The 22483-nt window shown below is 71.8% G+C and carries 21 protein-coding genes; 14 read left to right on the top strand and 7 right to left on the bottom strand.

Annotated features, from left to right (window positions below; genetic code table 11):
- Positions 1-4: 4 nt before the first annotated feature.
- The 7 genes from mtrB to secA all read left to right on the top strand — a co-directional run bounded on the left by mtrB (position 5) and on the right by secA (position 10073).
- Positions 5-1636, top strand: coding sequence for an MtrAB system histidine kinase MtrB (gene mtrB / locus ACFPYL_RS21295; RefSeq protein WP_379159197.1), 1632 nt, complete (start codon positions 5-7; stop codon positions 1634-1636).
- Positions 1633-3387 (top strand): LpqB family beta-propeller domain-containing protein, encoded by a 1755-nt coding sequence (locus ACFPYL_RS21290; RefSeq protein ID WP_379159194.1) that lies wholly within the window; start codon positions 1633-1635, stop codon positions 3385-3387. The genes mtrB and ACFPYL_RS21290 overlap by 4 nt, the downstream gene beginning before the upstream one ends.
- 65 nt (positions 3388-3452) lie before the next feature.
- Complete coding sequence (locus ACFPYL_RS21285; protein ID WP_379159191.1) at positions 3453-4208, top strand: ComF family protein; 756 nt, start codon at positions 3453-3455, stop codon at positions 4206-4208.
- A gap of 327 nt (positions 4209-4535) precedes the next feature.
- Positions 4536-5159, top strand: coding sequence for a ribosome hibernation-promoting factor, HPF/YfiA family (gene hpf, locus ACFPYL_RS21280; RefSeq protein ID WP_379159189.1), 624 nt, complete (start codon positions 4536-4538; stop codon positions 5157-5159).
- Positions 5160-5284: 125 nt separating this feature from the next.
- Entirely contained in the window at positions 5285-5968 is a 684-nt protein-coding gene (locus ACFPYL_RS21275; RefSeq protein WP_449289723.1) for a response regulator, read from the top strand.
- Between the two features lie 37 nt (positions 5969-6005).
- Complete coding sequence (locus ACFPYL_RS21270; protein ID WP_379159186.1) at positions 6006-7202, top strand: winged helix-turn-helix domain-containing protein; 1197 nt, start codon at positions 6006-6008, stop codon at positions 7200-7202.
- Between the two features lie 48 nt (positions 7203-7250).
- Positions 7251-10073, top strand: coding sequence for a preprotein translocase subunit SecA (gene secA / locus ACFPYL_RS21265; RefSeq protein WP_379159183.1), 2823 nt, complete (start codon positions 7251-7253; stop codon positions 10071-10073).
- 190 nt (positions 10074-10263) lie between these two features.
- Here the strand turns inward: secA and ACFPYL_RS21260 are convergent, their stop codons facing one another.
- On the bottom strand, positions 10264-10782 hold the full coding sequence (locus ACFPYL_RS21260) for an Rv3235 family protein (RefSeq protein ID WP_379159180.1): 519 nt from the start codon (positions 10780-10782) through the stop codon (positions 10264-10266).
- Entirely contained in the window at positions 10779-11372 is a 594-nt protein-coding gene (locus tag ACFPYL_RS21255; protein ID WP_379159177.1) for a LysM peptidoglycan-binding domain-containing protein, read from the bottom strand. Before ACFPYL_RS21255 ends, ACFPYL_RS21260 begins: the two co-directional genes overlap by 4 nt.
- 107 nt (positions 11373-11479) lie before the next feature.
- Here ACFPYL_RS21255 and ACFPYL_RS21250 point away from each other — a divergent pair, with 107 nt between their 5' ends.
- Complete coding sequence (locus tag ACFPYL_RS21250) at positions 11480-12142, top strand: pentapeptide repeat-containing protein (protein ID WP_379159174.1); 663 nt, start codon at positions 11480-11482, stop codon at positions 12140-12142.
- Between the two features lie 17 nt (positions 12143-12159).
- Positions 12160-12693, top strand: coding sequence for a hypothetical protein (locus tag ACFPYL_RS21245; RefSeq protein ID WP_379159171.1), 534 nt, complete (start codon positions 12160-12162; stop codon positions 12691-12693).
- Between the two features lie 6 nt (positions 12694-12699).
- On the opposite strand, the gene ACFPYL_RS21240 is transcribed toward ACFPYL_RS21245, so the two are convergent.
- Complete coding sequence (locus ACFPYL_RS21240; protein ID WP_379159168.1) at positions 12700-13041, bottom strand: sec-independent translocase; 342 nt, start codon at positions 13039-13041, stop codon at positions 12700-12702.
- Positions 13042-13059: 18 nt separating this feature from the next.
- Positions 13060-14223, bottom strand: coding sequence for an Mrp/NBP35 family ATP-binding protein (locus ACFPYL_RS21235; protein ID WP_379159166.1), 1164 nt, complete (start codon positions 14221-14223; stop codon positions 13060-13062).
- 38 nt (positions 14224-14261) lie between these two features.
- On the opposite strand from ACFPYL_RS21235, the gene ACFPYL_RS21230 reads away from it, so the two are divergent.
- Entirely contained in the window at positions 14262-15335 is a 1074-nt protein-coding gene (locus ACFPYL_RS21230; protein WP_379159163.1) for a hypothetical protein, read from the top strand.
- An 11-nt stretch (positions 15336-15346) separates the two neighbouring features.
- Here the strand turns inward: ACFPYL_RS21230 and ACFPYL_RS21225 are convergent, their stop codons facing one another.
- Positions 15347-15850, bottom strand: coding sequence for a DUF1003 domain-containing protein (locus ACFPYL_RS21225; RefSeq protein WP_379159160.1), 504 nt, complete (start codon positions 15848-15850; stop codon positions 15347-15349).
- Positions 15847-17118 (bottom strand): magnesium transporter MgtE N-terminal domain-containing protein, encoded by a 1272-nt coding sequence (locus ACFPYL_RS21220; protein WP_379159157.1) that lies wholly within the window; start codon positions 17116-17118, stop codon positions 15847-15849. Before ACFPYL_RS21220 ends, ACFPYL_RS21225 begins: the two co-directional genes overlap by 4 nt.
- A gap of 136 nt (positions 17119-17254) precedes the next feature.
- Here ACFPYL_RS21220 and ACFPYL_RS21215 point away from each other — a divergent pair, with 136 nt between their 5' ends.
- From ACFPYL_RS21215 to ACFPYL_RS21200, 4 genes are read left to right on the top strand one after another with little or no spacing between them, the layout of a single operon-like run.
- On the top strand, positions 17255-18604 hold the full coding sequence (locus tag ACFPYL_RS21215) for a phospholipase D-like domain-containing protein (protein ID WP_379159154.1): 1350 nt from the start codon (positions 17255-17257) through the stop codon (positions 18602-18604).
- Positions 18604-20157 (top strand): class I SAM-dependent methyltransferase, encoded by a 1554-nt coding sequence (locus ACFPYL_RS21210; protein ID WP_379159151.1) that lies wholly within the window; start codon positions 18604-18606, stop codon positions 20155-20157. Before ACFPYL_RS21215 ends, ACFPYL_RS21210 begins: the two co-directional genes overlap by 1 nt.
- A complete protein-coding gene (locus ACFPYL_RS21205; protein ID WP_379159148.1) occupies positions 20148-20357 on the top strand; it encodes a DUF6752 domain-containing protein in 210 nt (69 codons plus the stop codon). Before ACFPYL_RS21210 ends, ACFPYL_RS21205 begins: the two co-directional genes overlap by 10 nt.
- A 2-nt stretch (positions 20358-20359) precedes the next feature.
- Positions 20360-21430: a hypothetical protein gene (locus ACFPYL_RS21200; RefSeq protein WP_379159145.1), complete on the top strand. Its 1071-nt coding sequence runs from the start codon at positions 20360-20362 to the stop codon at positions 21428-21430.
- Here ACFPYL_RS21200 and ACFPYL_RS21195 read toward each other — a convergent pair.
- Complete coding sequence (locus tag ACFPYL_RS21195) at positions 21378-22388, bottom strand: endonuclease/exonuclease/phosphatase family protein (RefSeq protein ID WP_379159142.1); 1011 nt, start codon at positions 22386-22388, stop codon at positions 21378-21380. The two genes, ACFPYL_RS21200 and ACFPYL_RS21195, sit on opposite strands and share 53 nt — an antisense overlap.
- Between the last annotated feature and the right edge of the window lie 95 nt (positions 22389-22483).

Here is a 22483-nt window from a genome sequence, read left to right as displayed (position 1 = left end):
GACCATGCTGCACCTGCGCCCACGCGGGTCGCACTGGCTCCCTGAGCCGGTACGCCGGGCTCTCACGTTCTGGCGCCGTTCCATCCAGGCGCGGGTCGTCGTCAGCACGGTGCTCCTCTCGATCGCGGTCATCACCGTCGTCGGGTGGTACCTGCTCCAGCAGGTGCAGGACGGCCTGCTCGACCACCGGGTGGCCGCCGTCGTCGCCGAGTCGAACGACGAGACCGCCGAGGCCCGCGACCGGCTCGAGGCGGCGTCGGGCACCGACGCCGACGTCGCCAGCCAGAAGCTCGACCTGGTCGACCCGATCGTCCAGGCCGGCGAGACCCGCGGCTTCTCCGTCGTGCTCGCGGGGCCGACCGGGGGCAACGGCCGAATCGCCGACGGCGGGGTCAACTCGACGCCCCAGCTCGACACCGGCAGCGTCCCGGCCTCGCTCGAGGAGCACTTCGACGAGGAGGCCTCGACCGCCTGGACGTACACGACGATCCGCACCACCGACGACGACGGCGTGACGACGACGAGCCCCGGCATCGTGGTCGGCTCCCAGGTGCTGCTCCCTGCGGACGCCCAGACCTACACGCTCTACTACCTCTTCCCGCTCGACGAGCAGGAGGAGACGATGGCCCTGGTGACGCGGGCCCTGCTCACCGCGGCGGTCCTGCTGATCGTGCTGGTGGCGGGCATGACGTGGCTGGTCACCCGGCAGGTCGTCACCCCGATCCGGATGGCGCGACGGGTCGCCGAGCGGCTCGCGGCGGGCCAGCTCCAGGAGCGGCTGCGGGTGTCCGGCGAGGACGACCTGGCGCGCCTCGCGACGTCGTTCAACCAGATGGCGAGCAACCTCCAGCGCCAGATCCGCCAGCTGGAGGAGCTCAGCCGCGTGCAGCGCCGCTTCGTCTCCGACGTCTCGCACGAGCTGCGGACCCCGCTGACGACGGTGCGGATGGCGAGCGACGTGCTCCACGACGCTCGCGCCGACTTCGACCCGACGACGGCCCGCGCCGCCGAGCTGCTCCAGACCGAGCTGGACCGCTTCGAGACGCTCCTGGCCGACCTGCTGGAGATCAGCAGGTTCGACGCCGGCGCCGCGGTCCTGGAGCTCGACGACATCAACCTGGTGGACGTGGCGCACCGGATCGTCGACGCGACCCGGCCGCTGGCGCGTCAGCGCAACGTCGAGGTCGTGGTCCGGGCGCCGGAGCACCCGTGCCTGGCGGAGGCCGACGTACGCCGGGTCGAGCGGGTCGTGCGCAACCTGGTCACCAACGCCATCGACCACACCGGCACCGAGCGCTCGGGCGGCGACATCGTGGTCCTCGTCGAGGGCGACGACCATGCCGCGGCGATCGCGGTCCGCGACTACGGCATCGGCCTGGCGCCGGGGGAGGCGGCGATGGTGTTCAACCGCTTCTGGCGTGCGGACCCCGCCCGGGCCCGGACCAGCGGTGGCACCGGCCTCGGCCTGTCGATCTCGCTCGAGGACACGCACCTGCACGGCGGCTGGCTCCAGGCCTGGGGTCGACCCGGCGAGGGCGCCCAGTTCCGGCTGACCCTGCCCCGCCGCGCCGGCGGTGTGCTCCGGCACAGCCCGCTGCCGCTGGTGCCCTCCGACGTGACGGAGCCGGTCACGTGAGCCGCCTGCAGCGCGCCCCTCTCGCCGTCGTGGTCGCCCTGGTCACCGGGGCGCTCCTGACGGGCTGCGTCACGATGCCCGACTCGGGTCCGGTCGTCGAGAGCCAGTCCCGGGGCGGCGACTCGACCGCCGGTGGCACCTACTTCAACCCGAAGCCGCCGCAGGCCGGCGACACCCGGGCCGACATCGTGCGCGGCTTCCTGGTCGCGATGCGCGCGACGCCGATCCAGACCAACACGGCCCGCGAGTTCCTGACCAAGGACGCGGCCGCGGCCTGGTCGCCGGACCAGACGGTCACCTATGCCGGCTACCCGAAGGTCGCGGAGACCGCCGCCGGTGTCTCGGTCTCGCTCGCGGAGCCCAACCACATCGACGCCCAGGGCGCCTGGCAGGGGCCGCTGGCGAGGTCGCAGCGCACCATCAGCTTCCCGATGGCGTTCGAGGACGGGGAGTGGCGCATCGACGCGGCTCCCGATGCGCTGATCGTGCCGGAGACCTGGTTCGCCACCCGCTTCCAGCAGGCGTCCCTCTACTTCTTCGACCCGACCGTCGGGACCCTCGTCCCCGAGCCGGTCTACGTCCAGGGCGGCAAACAGCTGGCGAGCACCCTGACGCAGGCACTGCTGCTGGGACCCAGCGAGGGACTGGACCGGGTCGTCAAGAGCTTCGTCCCGCCGGGGCTCACGATCAACCTGTCCGTCCCGATCTCCGCGGACGGCGTCGCCGCCATCGGGCTCAAGGGCGACGCCGGCCAGCTCTCGCCGGAGTCGATCGAGCTGATGATGGCCCAGCTCGCCTGGACGCTGCGCCAGGACCCGCGCATCGAGGCGCTCAAGGTCACGATCAACGACGACCCGGTGGCGCTGCCGGGCGGCGTGAGCGCCTACCGGGTCGACGGCGGCGCCCAGTACGACCCGGCCGGCTTCCAGGCGAGCCCGCTGCTCTACGGCCTGCGTGACGGGCTCCTCGCCTCGGGTACCGGCGGCACGCTCGCGCCGGTGAGCGGTCCCCTCGGCACCACCGACCTCGGTCTGCGCAGCGTGGCGGTGAGCGTGACGGCCGAGCAGGCCGCCGGGGTCGCCGACGACGGCCGGTCGCTGGTCGTCGGCCCGGTCAGCAGCAGCGACGGCGCCACGGTCGACACGGTGCTGAGCGGCGCCCGCAGCCTGCTGCGTCCGGCGTGGGACTTCGCCGACCACCTGTGGGCGGTGGACCGGACCGCGGACGGCGCGGCCGTCTCCTGGACCAGGAACGGCGTGAACCACCCCCTCTACGTCCCGGGCATCACCAACACCAAGGTGCGCAGCTTCGTGGTCTCCCGCGACGGGACCCGGCTGGTCGCCGTCGTACGCCGGCGCGGGGGAGACCAGATCCGGGTCAGCCGGATCGCCCACAACCGCACCGGGCGGGTGCTCTGGGCGACCCCGGCGAGGCCGATCTCGGCGGCACCCGACAACGACCTCCCGGTGCGCGCGATCGCGTGGCGCTCGACCACGACGGTGGCGGTCCTCAGCCCGTTCGGGTCCAGCGACAACCTGGTGCAGCTGCGCACGGTCTCGGTCGACGGCTCGCCTGCGGTGGTGGGCAGCCCGACGACGATCGAGTACGGGCTGCGAGCGTTGGTGGGCTCGCCGGACCCGGAGGACCCGCTCTTCGGCGCGAACCGGCAGATCCTGGTCAACCTGTCCGCGCGCGCCCGGCCCACGGACCCGCTGGCCGACGGCACGACGGCGATCGGGTACGTCGGCTGAGCCGGTGATCCACAGGCACGCCGCGCGCGGTTGAGCCGAGCCCGTGACGGTGGTGGCATCGACGGGTGCGCCACCACCCCTGGGACGAGCTCGCCGACGCGGCCGCCGACCTGCTCCTCGGCGGCCGGTGCGCCGGCTGCGCGCACCCCGGCCGGGTGCTCTGCCCGGCGTGTGCCGCGGCCCTGCCGACGGATGCGCGTCCGGCCTGGCCCGACCCGGTCCCCGCCGGCCTGGTGCCGCCGTGGGCGGCGGCCGAGTACGCCGACGCCGTCCGCGGGCTCGTGGTCGGGCACAAGGAGCGGCGCCTGGTCGCACTGCGCGACCCGCTCGCCCGGCTGCTCGCCCAGGCCGTGGCGGCCGCTCTCGCCGACCTGCCCGACGGGCCGGTGGTGCTGGTGCCGGTGCCGTCGCGGCCGGGTGTCGTCCGCGGTCGCGGGTACGACCCGACCGGGCGGCTCACCGCAGGCGCCGCGTCCCGGCTGCGGCGTACGGGCGCCGACGCGATCGCGCTCCCGATGCTGCGGGTGCGGCGCGGGTCGGTCGACCAGGCCGGCCTCGACGCGGGGGAGCGGGCGCGGAACCTGGCCGGCTCCATGCACTGCCCCACCGAGCTGCTGCGGCGACTGGCCGCACGCCGGGACCGGGCCCGGATCGTCGTCTGCGACGACGTCGTCACGACCGGTGTGACCCTGCGGGAGGCGCAGCGCGCCCTGGAGGCGGTCGGGCTGGAGGTCGCCGCTGCGGCCGCGGTGGCCGCGACACGCCGACGGATCCCGACCGGTGGACCGTCGCCCCTTTCGTCTGCCGACCCGGAGGACTAACGTCTCTACATGGAGTCCGTCCGGGTCCGTGGTTGCGTCGTCCAGACGCCTCGGTCCAACCGGGCGCGCGGGCGGCTAGCCGATGCCAGTCGCAGGCGAAACGGTCCACGTAACCACGTCCTGCTCCCGCAGCAGGCCGTGGGATCACGGTGCGGCTTAGTGGTAAGTCCTGCCTCGGCCCCGTCGTCAGATGCGACGGCGGTCGGGAGAAGGCCAGTAGTGGCAGAGAAGCTGCGACCGCCTCAGCAGGCGATTGTGGGGTCGAAGACCAGGTCGGCCGGACGGACTCCTCTGCTGTTGAAACCAAACGGATAACGGGAGGTTCACATGGAAGTTGTGGTCACGGGTCGGCACTGCGAGCTGTCAGATCGCTTTCGCAGTCATGTCGAGGAGAAGTTGTCGCGGCTCGAGAAGCACGATCATCGGATAATCCGGGTGAACGTCGAGGTCGAGAACGAACGCAACCCGCGCCAGGCTGACCGAGCCGTACGGCTCCAGCTCACCGCCCTCTCCAAGGGGCCCGTGATCCGGGCCGAGGCGTGCGCGGCCGACAAGATGGCTGCCTTGGACCTCGCCCTCGACAAGATGGCCGCGCAGATGCGCCGGGCCTCCGACCGGCGCCGGGTCCACCACGGCCGGCACGCACCGGTCTCGGTCGGGCAGGCGCTGGCCAACGGTGCGTCGGAGACCGACACGGTCGTCGACGAGGTCGTCACGACCGACCGCCAGGTCGGACCGATCACGGTCACCGGCGACGGGCCGCTCGTCGTACGGGAGAAGACGCACCCCGCCGACCCGATGACGCTCGACCAGGCGCTCTACGAGATGGAGCTGGTCGGCCACGACTTCTACCTGTTCGTGGACAAGGAGAGCGAGCGCCCGGCGGTGGTCTACCGGCGCCGCGGCTACGACTACGGCGTGATCTCCCTCGACCTCGAGGCGACCGGCTGAATCGGTTCATCGAGGCCTTGCGAGGCCCGCTCAGCTGACGGGATGGCCCGGACGGGCCATCCCGTCCGCGCGTCCGATCACCCGCCTGAGAGCACAAAAGGGTCCGGTCGTGCCATGATTCCCCCGTGGCCGAGCCGATGAACGACGCGGGGCGAGAGCCCATCCGCGTGCTCGTGGTCGACGACCAGGAGCTGTTCCGGCGCGGGCTGACGATGTTGCTGGGTGTCGAGCCCGGGGTCGAGGTGGTCGGCGAGGCCGGCGACGGCATCGAGGGGACGGCGCTCGCCGAGCGCACCGCACCCGACGTGGTGCTGCTCGACATCCGGATGCCGAAGCGCTCCGGCATCGAGGCGTGCCTGGCGATCAAGGAGGCCGTGCCCACGGCCAAGATCGTGATGCTGACGGTCTCCGACGAGGAGGCCGACCTCTACGAGGCGGTCAAGAGCGGCGCCGCCGGCTACCTGCTCAAGGACTCCTCGATCGAGGAGGTCGCCCAGGCGGTCCGGGTCGTCGCCGACGGCCAGTCGCTGATCAGCCCGTCGATGGCGGTCAAGCTGATCGACGAGTTCAAGCAGATGTCGCGCCCCGAGCGCGACCACGCCTCCGGCCTGCGGCTCACCGACCGCGAGCTCGAGGTGCTCCGGCTGGTCGCGAAGGGCATGAACAACCGCGAGATCGCCAAGGAGCTCTTCATCAGCGACAACACGGTGAAGAACCACGTGCGCAACATCCTCGAGAAGCTCCAGCTCCACTCGCGCATGGAGGCGGTCATGTACGCCGTCAAGGAGAAGCTCTTGGATCTTCCCTGACGGGAAGATGTCGGCGCACTCCTCTAGCCTCGGCGCCATGCAGTCGATGAGCGTCGCGCAGGCGCGGCGTACGGCGCTCGCCGCCCAGGGCTTCCTCGACAAGCCGCACGCCGAGCCCACGATGCGCACCTTCCTGCGCACGCTCGAGCGCACCGGGGTCCTCCAGGTCGACTCGGTCAACGTGCTCCAGCGCGCGCACTTCATGCCGCTCTACTCGCGGATGGGCCCCTACGACGTCGACCTGCTGCGCCGGGCCGCCGAGCGACGTCCGCGCCGGGTCGTCGAGTACTGGGCCCACGTCCAGGCGTTCATGCCGGTCGAGCTGTGGCCGGTGATGCAGCACCGGATGGACGACTACAGACAAACGCGGGGCAAGTGGGGGTTCGTGCAGGTCGACGACGAGCTCGAGCGGAGCCTGCTCGCCGAGATCGCCGACCGTGGCGCGTCGACCGCGCGCGATCTCGACGACGGACTCCCGAGGTCGAAGGACAACTGGGGGTGGAACTGGTCGAAGACGCGACGCGTCCTCGACTACCTCTACACGTCCGGCCAGGTGGCGATCGCCGGGCGCAACAGCCAGTTCGAGATCCGCTACGACCTGCCCGAGCGCGTCATCCCCGCCGCGGTGCTTGCGCAGCCGACGCCCACTCGCGCAGAGGCCTCGCTCGAGCTGGTCCGCCGGGCGGCCCGCTCGCACGGGGTCGCGACCGTGCAGGACCTGCGCGACTACTACCGGATGACCGTCGACGACACCGCCGCTGCCGTCGACACGCTGGTCGAGGTCGGCGAGCTGGTGCCCGTGTCGGTCGCCGGGTGGAAGCGCCCGGCGTACCTCCACCGCGACGCGCGCCTCCCTCGTCGGGTCGACGCCCGCGCGCTGCTGAGCCCGTTCGACCCGGTCGTGTGGGAGCGGGCCCGCACCGAGGCGCTCTTCGACTTCCACTACCGGATCGAGATCTACGTGCCCGCCGAGAAGCGGGTCCACGGCTACTACGTGCTGCCGTTCCTGCTCGGCGACCGGGTCGTCGCGCGGGTCGACCTGAAGGCTGATCGGAAGGCCGGACGGCTGCTCGTGCAGGGGGCGTACGCCGAGCCGTCGGCACCCGCCGAGACCGCCGAGGAGCTGGCGGCCGAGCTGCGCAGGCTGGGCGGGTGGTTGGGCCTGCCGGACGTGGTCGTCGCACCGCGCGGCGACCTGGCGCCTGCCCTTCGGACCCTGGGTGTCGCTGGGTAGAGTGGCGCCGCTCAGCGATTTACGCGACCTCAGGGAAGTTGGACCCACGTGCCTGCCATTCTCGACAAGATCCTCCGCATCGGCGAGGGCAAGATCCTGCGCCAGCTCGAGGCTGTCACCGCGGCTGTCAACGCGATCGAGGACGACTTCGTCGCGATGAGCGACGACGAGCTGCGCGGGATGACGGCGGAGTTCAAGGAGCGGCTGGCCAACGGGGAGTCTCTCGACGACATCATGCCCGAGGCGTTCGCCACCGCCCGCGAGGCGTCGCGCCGCGTGCTCGGCATGCGCCCCTTCGACGTCCAGGTCACCGGCGGTGCCGCCCTGCACATGGGCAACATCGCCGAGATGAAGACCGGTGAGGGCAAGACCCTGGTCGCCGTGCTGCCGTCCTACCTCAACGCGCTGTCGGGTGACGGCGTGCACGTGGTCACCGTCAACGACTACCTGGCCAAGTACCAGTCCGAGATGATGGGTCGCGTCCACAACTTCCTGGGCCTGACCGTCGGTGTCATCACCCCTGACCTGCGCCCCGACCAGCGGCGCGAGGCCTACAACTGCGACATCACCTACGCGACCAACAACGAGCTGGGCTTCGACTACCTGCGCGACAACATGGCGGGCTCCATCGAGGAGTGCGTGCAGCGCAAGCACAACTTCGCGATCGTCGACGAGGTCGACTCGATCCTGATCGACGAGGCGCGCACCCCGCTGATCATCAGCGGTCCCACCCAGGACGACGTCCAGTGGTACGCCGAGTTCGCCAAGATCGCGCGCACCCTCACGATCGACGTCGACTACGAGGTCGACGAGAAGAAGCGCACGATCTCGGTGCTCGAGCCCGGGATCACCAAGGTGGAGGACCACCTCGGGATCGACAACCTCTACGATTCCGTCAACACGCCGCTGATCTCCTTCATGCACAACTCGATCAAGGCCAAGGAGCTCTTCCGCAACGACAAGGAGTACGTCGTCATGGAGGGCGAGGTGCTCATCGTCGACGAGCACACCGGCCGCATGCTGGCCGGTCGCCGCTACAACGACGGCCTGCACCAGGCGATCGAGGCCAAGGAGGGCGTGGAGGTCCGCGAGGAGTACCAGACCCTCGCCACGATCACGCTCCAGAACTTCTTCCGCCTCTACGAGAAGCTCTCGGGCATGACCGGCACGGCCATGACCGAGGCGTCCGAGTTCGACAAGATCTACGACCTCGGCGTGGTCCCGATCCCGACCAACAAGCCGATGGCCCGCGTCGACCAGGCCGACCTCGTCTACCGCACCGAGGAGGCGAAGTACGACGCCGTCGTCGACGACATCGCCGAGCGGCACGAGAAGGGCCAGCCGGTGCTGGTCGGCACCGTGTCCGTCGAGAAGTCCGAGCACCTCTCGCAGAAGCTGCGCAAGCGCGGCATCCCGCACTCCGTGCTGAACGCCAAGGTGCACGCCGACGAGGCCAAGATCGTCGCGATGGCCGGCCACAAGGGCGCGGTCACCGTCGCCACCAACATGGCCGGTCGAGGCACCGACATCATGCTCGGCGGCTCCGTGGAGTTCCTCGCCGACCAGGAGCTCCGCAAGCAGGGCCTCGAGCCCGGTGGCGAGACCGCCGACCAGTACGACGAGGCCTGGCCGACCATGGTCGAGCGGATCAAGGAGCAGGTCGCTGCCGAGCACGACGAGGTGCGCGCGGTCGGCGGCCTCTACGTCGTCGGCACCGAGCGGCACGAGTCCCGGCGCATCGACAACCAGCTGCGTGGTCGCTCCGGCCGCCAGGGCGACCCGGGCGAGTCCCGCTTCTACCTGTCCCTCGAGGACGAGCTGATGCGGCTCTTCAAGTCCGAGTGGGTCGACCGCGTGCTCCAGGTGCTGAAGATCCCGGACGACGTCCCGATCGAGAACAAGCGGGTCACCAGCGCGATCGCCAACGCGCAGGGCCAGGTGGAGTCGCAGAACTTCGAGTCCCGCAAGAACGTCCTCAAGTACGACGACGTCATGGACCGCCAGCGCAAGGTGATCTACGCCGAGCGCCGCGAGGTCCTCGAGGGCAAGGACCTCGAGGAGCAGATCGCCGGCTTCCTCGACGACACCGTGGCCGGCTACGTCACCGGTGCGACGGCCGAGTTCGCCGAGCAGTGGGACCTGGACGCGCTGTGGAACGCGCTGCGCCAGATCTACCCCGTCACGGTGAAGCAGGACGAGCTCATCGATGCCGCCGGCGGTGTCGAGGGCCTCGACCGCGAGGAGCTCGTCGAGACCCTCCAGGCCGACGCCCACGCGGCGTACGACCGCCGTGAGGAGGAGATCGGCGAGCCGGTCATGCGCGAGCTCGAGCGTCGCGTCGTGCTGTCGGTGCTCGACCGCAAGTGGCGCGAGCACCTCTACGAGATGGACTACCTGCGCGAGGGCATCTACCTGCGGGCCTACTCACAGCGCGACCCGCTGGTCGAGTACCAGCGCGAGGGCTTCGACATGTTCACCGCGATGATGGACGGCATCAAGGAGGAGTCTGTCGGCTTCCTGTTCAACCTCGACGTCCAGGTCGAGGAGGAGCCGGAGGGCGAGGTCGACTTCGAGGTCGAGGCCGAGGAGGTCGCCGAGCCGATGGCCCGCGTGCTCCCGTCGGCCGAGCAGCCCAGCGCCCAGCCCGCGATCCGGGCCAAGGGCCTCGAGCGGGCCGCGGCCCCGCAGAACCTCTCCTACTCCGCCCCGAGCGAGGACGGCGAGGCAGAGGTCGTCACGGCCGCCGCGGCCGAGGACGAGTTCTCCAAGGTCGGGCGCAACGACAAGTGCCCCTGCGGCTCGGGCAAGAAGTACAAGATGTGCCACGGCCGCCCCGGCGGCCCGACCGGTCTGACGGCGCGCATCAGCTAGTCCGGTGGTGGTTGAGTAGCGAGCGCCTTTCGTTGGTCGAGTAGCGAGCGCCAGCGAGCGTATCGAGACCCGGCCGTCAGCGAAGGCGACTGGGTCTCGATACGCCGCATCACGACTTCGCGAGCTCAGTCGTGGCGGCTACTCGACCTGCCTGAGCCACGCTCCGCATCGCGAAGCGATGCGGAGCTGCTCAGGCAAATTCGAGGGCGGTGCAGCGCCAGCGGTTGTCGCGGGTGCGCTCGAACCGGGCGGCGAGGGCGCGCGAGCGCTCGCCGTACCGGACGTGCGTGCTGACCTCGACGACGTCGCGGTTGATGAAGCACGGGTGCACGCCGAGCACGCGCGGGCGGACCGGCTGGAAGCGGCCCTGACCGGGTTGGTGCTTGCCGGCGCGCGCGACGAGCAGGGCGCGGCGCTGGAGGTTGTCGTAGACCTCGCGTGAGCTCCACCGCAGCAGCTGGGTGACCGGGCGGTCGCCGCCGACGATCTCGACCGCGGCCTGCGAGTACCGCCGCGCCCACTCCTCGATCGCCCGGCGCAGGGGGCCGTCGATCGGGAGCACGTCCGCGACCGGTCCGTGACCGGGCGTCGGGTCGACCCAGGGCGGGTCCTGGCGCGGCTGGAGGTCGAGCGCGAGGGTGCCCTGCACGCTGGCCATGGGCGACGGTCGCCGCAGCGGTACGACGTCGTGGGGTCGAGATGCGGTCATGGCAGTACCTCCAGTCGCTGGGCGGGGTGGATGACGTCGGGGTCCGGGCCGATCACGTCCCGGTTGAGGTCGTAGAGCCGGCGCCAGCCGGCGTCGATCTCGGCAGCACTGGCGCCGGGGCCGAGGGTGCGGGCGGCGATCGACCAGAGGCTGTCGCCGGGGGCGACCACGACCGTGCGGTCGGGTGCCGGGGCCGGCGCCCGCTCGGGGAGCGGGAGTCCGGCGAGGACCGCCGCGGAGCCGGCCACACGGTCCTCGTGCAGTCGCCCGGGGGTCGCGTGGGCGGTCCCGGTCGCCAGGCCGCCCACGAGGGCCACTCCGCAGGCGGCGAGGACGACGCGGCGCACGGGAGCCGTCGCAGCGCCCGCAGCGCGTCCGCGGCCGCGCAGGGCATCGAGGACCGTGAGGACGACGACGAGCCACAGCCACGCGGCAGCCACGACGCCGAGGGCGGCGCAGAGCCGGACCAGCGCGGCCTCGAAGGTCGCCGCGCCGGGCGCGAGGGCCGTCGAGAGCAGCCAGGCCACCAGGAGACCGCACCCGAGCGTGGCGACCGCCGCGACGGCGAGACAGCGGGGCAGGGAGATCATGGCCGAGATCCTTGATCGTTGCGTTTGCTTGTGTTTGCTTAAGGAAACGCCTCTTTACCCACGACGTCAATCGTTCGTCCACAGGTTGCGGGGGATACGGTCGACCGGTGCCGCCACGACGTACGACCACCCAGCAGCCCCAGATCGACCGCCTGACGCTCGGCGCCCTGACCGAGGGCGACCCCGCGGAGCTCCGCGCACGGGCCGACCTCGAGGCGGTCGGGTACGCCGACCTCGCCCTGCCCGCCCTCGACCTGGCGGGAGGGGTCGTGAACGAGGCGCGGTTCGCCGGCGTCTCCGCCGACGAGACCACGCTCCAGGGCAGCCGCTTCGTCGACGTCGAGCTGGAACAGGTCAACCTGCCGGTCGTCTGGGCGGCCCGGTGCGAGTGGCGCGACGTCCGGGTCACCGGCCGGCTCGGCTCGTTCGAGGCCTACGAGGCGCAGTGGCGCTCGGTGCACTTCGTCGGCTGCAAGATCAGCTACCTCAACCTCCGTGGCGCCGAGCTCATCGACGTCGCGTTCACCGACTGCGTGGTCGAGGAGCTCGACCTGTCGGGCGCCGTGGCCCGGCGGGTCGCCCTGCGGGGGAGCAGGGTCGGCGCGCTGAGCGTCCAGCAGGCGCGGCTCGAGGACGTCGACCTCCGCGGCTGCGAGCTCCAGGAGCTCTCCGGGCTGCTCGACCTGCGCGGTGCGACGATCAGCCCGGACCAGCTGCCCGTCCTGGCGCCGCTGATGGCGCAGGGCCTGGGGCTGCGGGTCGAGGCCTGAGAGGGGAGAGTGGGTCCATGGCCTGGGAGGAGGAGCTCTTCGCGCTGCTCGACGACCTCGAGCAGCAGGCGGAGGCCCTGTACGACGCAGAGCGCGGCGCCGAGCTCGCCGACCGCAGCAGGTCGGAGTACCAGCAGGTCACCCTCGCCAGCCGGCTGATGGCCACGGTCGGCGACGAGGTCGTCCTCGACGTCCGCGGCGTCGGGGCGGTGAACGGGACACTGGAGCGGGTCGGCACCGGGTGGTGCCTGGTCAGCGGCACCGGTCAGGACTGGATCGTCCCGCTCGCCGCCCTGGTGGGCGTCCGCGGCGCATCCGAGCGGTCGTCGCCCGAGGTGGCGTGGTCGCCGGTCGCCCGGCTCGGCCTCGGCTCGGCGCTGCGCCGGCTCGCCGAGGCAGGGGAGCGGTGCGTGCTCCACCTGGTCGACGGCAAGGCGCTCGATGCGACGGTGCGCCGGGTCGGTGCCGACTTCGTCGAGGCGCGCGTCGGCGAGGAGGGTCGCGCTGTGCTGGTGCCGTACGACGGGCTGGCCGCGGTGCAGTCGCGCTAGCCGACCCTAGGTCGCGTCGACGTCGTACGGCGGGATCTCGCCGTCCTCGAGCGGGCGCTGACCCCTGCGGGTCCGGACCGGTGCGTCGTCCTCGTCGTCGAGGCTGTCCATGGCCTCGGTGATGTGGCGGCGGACGATCTCGCGCGGGTCGAGGTCGCGCAGCTCCAGGTCGGAGTACTCCGGCCCGAGCTCCTCGCGCAGCTCGTCGCGGGCGGAGTCGGCCATCCGCTTCACCTGGCGGGCCATCCGGCCGGCCTGACGGGCCAGGTCGGGGAGCTTGTCGGGACCGAACACGAAGATCGCGATGACAGCGATCACCGCGAACTCCGGCAGCCCCACCCCGAACACGACGCAGAACCTACCGGGTCAGAACTTGCTGGTGGGCGTGAGGCCGAGCTGCATGCCGGCGAGTCCGCGTCCCCGGCCGGCGAGCCGGGTGGCGACGGCCGTCAGCGCGACCGCACCCGGTGCGGTCGGGTCGGAGTCGACGATCGGCTTGCCCGCGTCGCCGCCCTCGCGCAGCGAGACGTCGATGGGGACCTGGCCGAGCACGGGCACGTCGTACCCGAAGCGCTCGGAGAGGGTCGCCGCGACGCGCTCGCCGCCGCCGCTGCCGAAGATCTCGAGGCGGTGCTCGGTGCCCTCGGCGGCGCAGTGCGGGCAGGGCAGGAAGCTCATGTTCTCGACGACGCCCACGACGCGCTGGTGCATCATCGAGGCCATCGTGCCGGCGCGCTCGGCGACCTCGGCGGCGGCCTCCTGCGGCGTGGTCACGACGACGACCTCGGCACCCGGCAGGTGCTGGCCGAGCGAGATGGCGACGTCGCCGGTGCCGGGCGGCAGGTCGAGGAGCAGCACGTCGAGGTCGCCCCAGTAGACGTCGGCGAGCATCTGGACCAGGGCCCGGTCGAGCATCGGGCCGCGCCAGGCGACGACCTGGTCGCGGCGCGGCTTCAGCATGCCGATCGAGATGACCGAGACGCCGCTGGGCGTGGGGACCGGCATGATCAGGTCGTCGACCTGGGTGGGTCGGTGGTCGGCCACGCCGAGCATCGCGGGCACCGAGTGGCCGTAGATGTCGGCGTCGACGATGCCGACCTTGAGGCCCTGCTTGGCCATCGCCAGCGCCAGGTTGACGGTGACCGACGACTTGCCGACGCCGCCCTTGCCGCTGGCGATCGCGAGGACCTTGGTCAGCGAGCCGGGCTGGGCGAACGGGATCTCGCGCTGGGCCTGGCCGCCCCGCAGGGTCTCCTGGAGGCCGGAGCGCTGCTCGGCCGTCATCACCCCGAGGGTGAGGTCGACGCCGGTGACGCCGGAGATCCCGGAGACGGCAGCGGTCACGTCGCGGTTGATCGTGTCCTTGAGCGGGCAGCCGGCGACCGTCAGCAGCACGGTGATCTGCGCGACGCCGGCCTCGTCCACCTCGACGGAGTCGACCATCCCGAGCTCGGTGATCGGCCTCTTGATCTCCGGGTCGTTGACGGTGGCCAGGGCGGCCTGGATCTGGTCGAGGAGGGGGGTGCTCATGGTCCAACGAGTGTAGATGGGTCACCTATCCTGACCGCATGCCTGGTCCCTCCCCTGCTCCACTGGTCTTCGCGGCGAGCACGGTCATGGACAGTCCCGAGCACGTGCGCAGGTACGTCGAGGGCAACCTGGCCGGTGGCGTCGACCACCTGGTGGTCTTCCTCGACAAGCCCAACGGGCCGCGCCAGGACGAGGTGGAGGCGTACCTGGACGGGCACCCGGCGGTCACCTGCGTGCGCGCCGGCAGCGGCTGGTGGGCGGGGGCCCGGCCGAAGGAGCTCAACGAGCGGCAGTGCACCAACGCCAACCTCGCCAAGGACGTGCTGGCCGGGCTCGGCCTCGCCGACGCGTTCGTCTTCCACGTCGACGGCGACGAGGTGCTCCGCCTCGACCCGGCGGTGATGACCGCGCTGCCCGCCGGCACCACCGGCCTGCGCGCCGCCACCCGGGAGGCGCTCAGCCGCCGCACCTGGGACGGCGAGCCCTCCCTCTTCAAGCGGGAGCTCGACGAGCCGGACCTCAATCTGCTGCACGGCCTGGGACTGGTCGCCGAGCCGACCAACCAGTCCTACTTCCGCGGCCACCTGATGGGGAAGTCGGGTGTCCGGGTGGGGGAGAGGGCCTGGCTGACGCTGCACAAGGTCGTCGACGACGGCGGCAGCCCGTGGCCGCTGCACGAGGCCGACGGGCTCGAGCTCTTCCACTACGAGTCCTACTCCGCCGAGGAGTTCGTGCGGAAGTGGACCGCGATGGTCGCCTCCGGACCGAAGGCGAGCTACCGCCCCGACCGCCAGCCCGCGGCCCGCACCCTGCGCGCGCTCATCAACCGCGGCCTCGAGCCGGCGGCGCTGGACCGGCAGCTGGTGCGCTTCTACGAGAAGTACGTCGAGGAGGAGGTCGACGCCCTGCACGACCTCGGCGTGCTGGTCGAGACCGACCCGCTCGTCCCGGTCGCCGAGCGTCCGGCTGCCGGCGTACCGACCGCGGACCTGGCGGTCGCCCTGGAGGAGCGCCGCAGCGCGACCAAGCAGGAGTACTTCAAGGGCACCTCGCCGGGTGCGCGCACCGAGGCACCCACCCGCGGGCTCGGCCGTCTGGTGAAGCGCGGCTAGCTAGCAGCCTTCTACGACGCCTCGCCGCGCTCGGCGGCGCGCTCGTCGAGGTCGGCGAGCAGCGAGCGGAGCTCCGAGCGCAGGTAGTCACGGGTCGCGACGTCACCGACCGCCATCCGCAGCGACGCGACCTCGCGGGTCAGGAACTCCATGTCGGCGTGTGCCCGGGCGTTGGCCAGGCGGTCCTGCTCGGCGATCACCTTGTCGCGCTGCTCCTGGCGGTTCTGCGCGAGCAGGATCAGCGGGGCGGCGTACGACGCCTGGAGGCTCAGCGCCAGCGTCAGGAAGATGAACGGGAACTCGTCGAACTTCAGGTCGGCGGGCGCCAGGGCGTTCCAGAGGACCCAGAGCAGGACGACGGCGGTCATCCACATCAGGAAGCGCGCGGTGCCCATGTAGCGCGCGAACCCCTCGGCGAAGCTGCCGAAGGCGTCGGCGTTGTACGACGGCCGGCGCACCAGCGGCTGCCGGCGGGTCTCCTTGGGCGTGTCCAGGCGCGGGGTGCGGTCGCTCATCGGCGCGCCTCCTGCGGCTGGTCGGTGCCGGAGCGGGCGCGGTCGCGCCAGCCCTCGGGCAGCATGTGGTCGAGCAGGTCGTCGACGGTGACCGCGCCGACCAGGTGGCCGTTCTCGTCGACGACCGGGGCCGCGACCAGGTTGTAGGTGGCCAGGTGGGCGGCGACCTCGTCGATCGTCGCGTCGGGGCGCAGCGTCTCCATCGTGTCGTCGAGGGCGCCGGCGACCAGCGTCGAGGGCGGCTCGCGGAGCAGCCGCTGGATGTGGGCGACGCCGAGGAAGCGACCGGTCGGGGTCTCGAGCGGCTGGCGGGTCACGTAGACCAGCGCCGCCAGCGAGGGCGTCAGCTCGGGGTTGCGGACGTGGGCGAGCGCGTCGGCGATCGTGGCATCGGGGCCGAGGATCACCGGCTCGGGCGTCATCATCGCGCCGGCGGTGTTCTCGACGTACGACATCAGGCGGCGTACGTCCTCGGCCTCCTCCGGCTCCATCAGCGCCAGGAGGGTGGCCGCGGTCTCGGGGGAGAGGTCGGCGATCAGGTCGGCCGCGTCGTCCGGCGACATCTCCTCGAGGACGTCGGCGGCCCGCTCGGAGTCGAGGAGCTCCAGGATCTCGACCTGGTCCTCCTCGGGCAGCTCCTCGAGCACGTCGGCGAGCCGCTCGTCGTGCAGCGCCGCCACGACGGCGGAGCGGCGCTCGGCGGGCAGCCCGTGGAGCATGTTGGCGGCGTCGGCCGGGCGCATCTCGTTGAGCGCGGCGATCAGGTGGGTGGCACCCTGCGACTCGTCGCGCCGGGTGAGCCCCTCGACGTCGCGCCACTCGACCACGTGGGTCTGGCCACGGCGCCGCAGGCCGCGCCCGGGCTCCTGGATGGCCACCCGGGAGATCACCCAGTCGCGGTTGCGGGCCTGCTCCATGGCGACGTCGTAGACCGTGCCGGTCGTCTGGCTGCCGGCGACGCGCACCTCGCGGTCGAGCATCTGGCCGATCACCAGGGTCTCGCCGGGGCGCTGCTCGAAGCGGCGCATGTTGAGCAGCCCCGTGGTGTGCACCTGGCCGCTGTCGATGCTGGTCACCCGGGTCATCGGGACGAAGATCCGGCGTCGCCCGAAGACCTCGGCGACCATGCCGAGGACGCGGGGCTGGTGGACCTCCGAACGGACCGCCACGACCAGGTCGCGGACCTTGCCGACCTGGTCGCCCGGGGGGTCGAACATCGGCAGACCCACCAGTCGCGCGATGTAGACCCTGACGGGAGCGTTGCTCACAGGGGGAGGCTACCGGGCTCGCGTCGGCTGGGTGAGCGGCCACGCGGCATGTATTCTGCCGGGGACCCAGCTCGTGTCGGACGCTCGTGAAGCACGTCGACCGGTGGCGACTCACCAGCCTTCGAGGGAGATCTACGTGCACCTGCTCCGCAGCGCTCTGGTGGCCGTCCTGTGCGGCGCCCTGGTGGCGACCGCCGGACCGCTCTCGAGCCTGGAGACGGCCGCGTCGGCCTCTCCGGCCCAGCAGCCGAGCAAGCCCAAGAAGCAGCGCTACGAGGTCACGCCGGGGATCACCTTCAACTCCCCGATCGGCTCGCGGGCCACGAAGAACCACATCAACTACAAGATCATCGGCGCGATCAACCACGCCCGACCGGGCTCGTCGATCAAGATCATGACCTGGAACTTCCAGTCCCCGCAGGCGGCGACGGCGCTCGTCAACGCCCAGAAGCGCGGCGTCGTGGTCCGGCTCCTCATGGACGCCTCCAACAACGACGAGGACACGCCCAACCCGTCGTTCCGCCGCCTTCGCGCCGAGCTCGCGGCCGGCAACAAGGGCAAGAAGCGCCCGGAGAACCGCAGCATCGCCAAGACCTGCACCGGCTCGTGCCGCGGCAAGGGCGGCTCCGCGCACGCCAAGTTCTTCCTCTTCAGCAAGACCGGCGCCTCGCCGTACGTCTTCATGCAGGGCTCGGCCAACCTCACGGTGGCGGCGGCCTACAACCAGTGGAACGAGCTCTTCACGTACGTCGGGCGCAAGGACATGTACCGCTTCGCCGGCGGCGTGTTCAACCAGATGTGGCGCGACAAGCCGATCAAGCAGCCCTACACGACCTTCTCGCGCGGCGGCTTCGGGCTGACCTTCTCGCCGTACGCCGGCAAGGCGATCAAGTCCGACCCGGTCCAGGACGCGCTCGACATGGTGCGCTGCCGCGGCGCGGTGGACTCCGGCAACAAGCGCGGTCGCACCATCGTGCGCAGCGCCCCCGACGTGATCCGCGGCAACCGCGGCATGGTCGCCGCCAAGCGCCTCAAGGCGCTGTGGGACAGCGGCTGCGACGTGCGCATCGTCTACACCGTGATGGGCGTCGCGGTGCGCAAGGTGCTGCGCGGCTCGGGCGGTCGGGGCGCGGTGCCGATGCGGCACCTGGTCCAGGACTTCGACGGCGACGGCGACTTCGACAACTACTTCCACATCAAGGTCCTGACCATCAACGGTGTGGTCGGCAAGGACCGGACGACGTACGTCGCGTACAACGGGTCGTCCAACACCTCGGACCTCTCGACGCACTCCGACGAGAACATCGGGACCCTGCACGGCAAGCGCTACACGCTGCGCTACCAGGACCACATCGACTACTGGTTCGACAACCCGCCGCCGGACGGCAAGTACGACGGCACCGACGACGGCACGGGTGGCGGCGCCGCCGGACGTCTCGCCCTGCCCCGCGTGGTCGACCCGTACGTCAACGTCGACCTCGACTGATGGCCGCCCTGGCGGCACGGGTCCTGGCCGTCGACGAGACGGAGGTCAGGCTCCTCGTCCCGGGTCGGGACCTGGTCGTGGACGCGCTGTTCGACGGCCGCCGGATCTGGTCGTTCTGGGTGCGCCGCGACACGACGGGCCGCGTGGTGCGTCGCGTGTCGTGGCCCGAGGTCATGCGGCCGCACCTGCGCGGCACCTCGACGGTGACGCTGCGCGAGCACGTCTCCGACCGGGTCCTGTGGGAGGGCGACCTGTCCTTCGGTGACGGCGCGGACCGGGAGCGCCGGATCGAGTTCGTGAACAAGGCGGGGCTGGAGATCAGCCTCGACAAGGCCGGCCGCTTCAGCCCGACCTTCTCCGTGCGCACGCAGGCCGACCTGGACCCGCTGCTGGACGCGATGGACGACGTGCTCGGTGCGTTGGGCGACGAGGGCGTCGCCGCGTTCCCGGCGTACGGCACCCTGCTCGGCGCCGTGCGGGAGGGCCAGTTCCTCGGGCACGACTCCGACGCCGACCTCGGCTACGTCTCGCGGCACACCGACCCGGTCGACGTGGTGCGCGAGTCCTTCCGGCTCCAGCGCGCCGTCGCCGCCCGGGGGATGGACACCTACCGCTACAGCGGCGCCGCCTTCCGGGTGCGCGTCGAGGAGGGCGACGGGATCCCGCGCGGCCTCGACGTCTTCGGCGGCTTCCTCGACGGCGGCCGGCTCTACCTGATGGGCGAGGTCGGCACCGACTACGAGCCGGAGTGGATCCACCCGCTCGGGACCTGCGAGCTGGCGGGCCGGACGTTCCCCGCACCGGCCCGGCCGGAGAAGCTGCTCGAGGCGATGTACGGCCCGTCGTGGCGGGTCCCGGACCCGGCGTACCAGTTCGAGACGTCGGAGCGCACCAAGGCCCAGCTCAACCAGTGGTTCCGCGGTTCCGCCTACCAGCGTCGCGAGTGGGAGCGGGAGTGGTCGCTGGCGCGCAGCACGTCGCTGCCGAAGAAGGGCAGCGACCTCGCGCGCCTGGTCGCCCGCCGCGAGGACCCGGCGACCCACCTGCTCGACGTCGGCGCCGGCCGCGGCTCCGACGCGCTGTGGTGGGCGCGCCGCGGGCGCCGCGCGACGGCGTACGACTTCGCGGCCGTCGGGCCGCGCAAGGCCAGGCGGCACGCGGAGAGCAAGGACCTCCCGATGGAGGTCCGCCCCCTCAACCTCACGGAGTGGCGCTCGGTGCTCAGCGAGGGCGCGCGGGTGGCCCGGGAGCCGGGGCCGCGGGCGGTCGTCGCGCGGCACCTGCTGGACGCGACCGACGAGTTCGGGCGCCAGTCGCTGGGGCGGTTCGCGTCGATGACGCTGCGTGGCGGTGGCCACCTCTACCTCGAGTTCTGGACCGGCGAAGGTGAGCCCGACCCGGACCTGATGCTGCGGCCGATCGCGGTCGAGCGGGCGCGGCGGCTGGTCACGGACCACGGTGGGACAATCCTGTCGGTCCGGGAGCTGGACCCAGGAGCAGGGAGCGACGCACGGTCGTTCGCAGTCGGAAGGTTGGTGGCGCAATGGAGCTGAGGTCACGTCTGCCCGGTGGACGGGTGCACGAGCTGACCCAGCGGGTCGAGCGGCTCGAGGCCGACCTGGCCGAGGTACGCCGGCACAACCTGCGGCTCGCCGAGCTGGCGGACCTGGTGCAGGAGCTGCTGCTCCCCATGGCCGACCAGGACCGCGAGCGCATCGACCGGGCGATCGAGAAGTTCCAGGACAGCATCTGATGGTGCGTCGCGTCTTCGTGCACATCGGCCTGCCGAAGACCGCCACGACGTACCTCCAGACGATCCTGTGGGCCAACCGCGACGTCGTCCGCGAGCAGGGCCTGCTGCTGCCCGGGCGGGAGCGCCGCGACCACCTGTGGGCCAGCCGGGTCGTCCGCGAGGAGCCCGAGCGCACTCACAGGCCCCAGCGTGAGCACGAGGCCTGGTCGCGGATCCGCGCCGACCTGAGCGGCTGGGACGGCGACGGTCTGGTCAGCCACGAGTTCTTCGCGGCCGCCGACGCCGAGCAGGCGCAGGCGATGGTCGAGCAGCTCGCGCCGGCCGAGGTGCACGTGGTGGTCACCGCGCGCGAGCCGCTGGGACTCTTCACCGCCAGCTGGCAGGAGAGCCTGAAGAACCGCGGCACCGCGCGGATGGAGGACTACTCCCGCCGCGAGTCCCCGAGCCCGCAGATGATCTGGAACTGGCGGACCCTCGACCTGCGGCTGGTCCTGCGGCGGTGGTCACGGGCCGTGCCGCCCGAGCGCATCCACGTGCTGCCGCTCGACCCGAGCGCACCGCGCGAGGAGATCTGGCACCGCTTCGCGGCGCTGGTCGGCATCTCCGCCGACGGCGTCGACCTGTCGAGCTCCTTCCCCAACCAGTCGATGGGCGTCGTCGAGGCCGAGCTGCTGCGGCGGGTCAACGAGCACCTCGACGACTTCCAGTCGTCCTTCGACCGGGGTGTCTACATCCGCACGTTCCTCGCCGATGACCGCCTGGTGCCGCGCGGCGGCGAGCGCTACTGGCCCGGACCCGAGCAGGTCCAGGAGTGCCGCGACCGGGGCGACCGGGCGATCGCCTTCCTCGGCCGCCGGCCCTTCGACGTCGTCGGTGACGTCGAGCTGCTGCGGGTCCCCGCCGAGCTGGAGCCGCGCCGTACGCCGGACACGGTGACGGACGCGGAGGTGGCCGACGCCGCCGCCGAGGTGGTCGCCGGGCTGCTGGGCGACGTGCGCGAGCTGCGGCGCTCGCGCGAGGTCAGTCGACCGGCCCGATGGTGGCGAGGGCTGACACGAAGTAGTGGTCGCTGATCTTCCGCGCCTGCGGTGAGCCGTCCTGCCAGTAGCTGCTGAAGCTGACGTCGCTGGAGCCGACGACCCAGTCGACGGCCATCCGGGCGGGCGGGTGGCAGCCGCCGCTGATCGAGCCGCCGACGGCCGCGACGCCGCCGATGCGGGGGAGCACCCGGCAGAAGAAGTCGCCACGGTCGTTCATGTCGCCGGTGAGGAAGACCGGCAGGCCGCTGGCGCGGAGCTGGTTGAACATGTCGGCGCCGGTGAGGTGACCCGCGATGCGGGTGCCAGTGTTCTTGGCGTCGTGGCCGGCCGAGGCGTGCATGTTGGCGAAGTACATCTCCCGGCCGGTGGAGCGCTCGCGCAGCTTGAGGATCGTCTGCGGGTGCTGGCCGTTCATGAACGTGATCGTGAACGACGAGCCGTCCACGAACTCGAACTTGGCCGGGTCGTAGAGGATCGAGTTGTCGGTCTCGTTCGAGCCGAAGGCGAAGCCCGGGTAGGCCGCGAAGCCGGTGGCGTTCTCCAGCCCGGTGAGCTGGTCGCCCTGCACCTCCTGGAGCCCGACCACGTCGACGTCGTGCTGCTTGATCAGGGCGGCGGCCTGCGGCGTTCGCCAGGAGGCCGACGGGAAGCTGCGGCGGTCGCCGCCCGGCGCGGTGTGCTGGCTGCCGAGCACGTTGAACGACCCGATCCGCAGCGAGACCGGCTGCGCGGCGGCCTCGGCGCGGGCCGCGAGCAGCTGCTGCTTCTTGATGACCTTGGCCGGGATCCGGGTCAGCTTCTTGGCCTGCACGACGCGCTGCGGCGCGGGGGTGCGGACCATCGCGCGGCTCGCCGGCGCGGAGGCCTGGGCCTCGGCGGGAGCCGACGTCGTGGCGCCCGCGGAGGGGGCCTCGTCGAGGACGGCGGCGACGTCCGAGGGGGTCTCGGGGGAGCGGTCCATCAGCGGCGTGGCGACGGCGGCGGTGGTCACGCCGACTGCGACCAGCAGCCCGAGAGCGACTAGGATTCCCGTCGCACCGCGGCGTTGCCGGTCCCGATGACGGCCGGGCTCCTCACGCACCGGGC

It is taken from the genome of Nocardioides hankookensis, from assembly GCF_042658885.1.
Classification (GTDB): Bacteria; Actinomycetota; Actinomycetes; order Propionibacteriales; family Nocardioidaceae; genus Nocardioides; species Nocardioides hankookensis.
Note: the sequence above shows the minus strand (reverse complement) of the source record. Positions and strands in the feature narration are given on the sequence as shown.

Coding starts and splice junctions, on each gene's coding strand:
- hpf (WP_379159189.1), top strand. CDS start 4,536: ATGGAAGTTGTGGTCACGGGTCGGCACTGCGAGCTGTCAGATCGCTTT.
- ACFPYL_RS21270 (WP_379159186.1), top strand. CDS start 6,006: ATGCAGTCGATGAGCGTCGCGCAGGCGCGGCGTACGGCGCTCGCCGCC.
- ACFPYL_RS21225 (WP_379159160.1), bottom strand. CDS start 15,850: ATGAGCGACCGCACCCCGCGCCTGGACACGCCCAAGGAGACCCGCCGG.
- ACFPYL_RS21260 (WP_379159180.1), bottom strand. CDS start 10,782: ATGACCGCATCTCGACCCCACGACGTCGTACCGCTGCGGCGACCGTCG.
- ACFPYL_RS21235 (WP_379159166.1), bottom strand. CDS start 14,223: ATGAGCACCCCCCTCCTCGACCAGATCCAGGCCGCCCTGGCCACCGTC.
- ACFPYL_RS21255 (WP_379159177.1), bottom strand. CDS start 11,372: ATGATCTCCCTGCCCCGCTGTCTCGCCGTCGCGGCGGTCGCCACGCTC.
- ACFPYL_RS21230 (WP_379159163.1), top strand. CDS start 14,262: ATGCCTGGTCCCTCCCCTGCTCCACTGGTCTTCGCGGCGAGCACGGTC.
- ACFPYL_RS21210 (WP_379159151.1), top strand. CDS start 18,604: ATGGCCGCCCTGGCGGCACGGGTCCTGGCCGTCGACGAGACGGAGGTC.
- ACFPYL_RS21245 (WP_379159171.1), top strand. CDS start 12,160: ATGGCCTGGGAGGAGGAGCTCTTCGCGCTGCTCGACGACCTCGAGCAG.
- mtrB (WP_379159197.1), top strand. CDS start 5: ATGCTGCACCTGCGCCCACGCGGGTCGCACTGGCTCCCTGAGCCGGTA.
- ACFPYL_RS21205 (WP_379159148.1), top strand. CDS start 20,148: ATGGAGCTGAGGTCACGTCTGCCCGGTGGACGGGTGCACGAGCTGACC.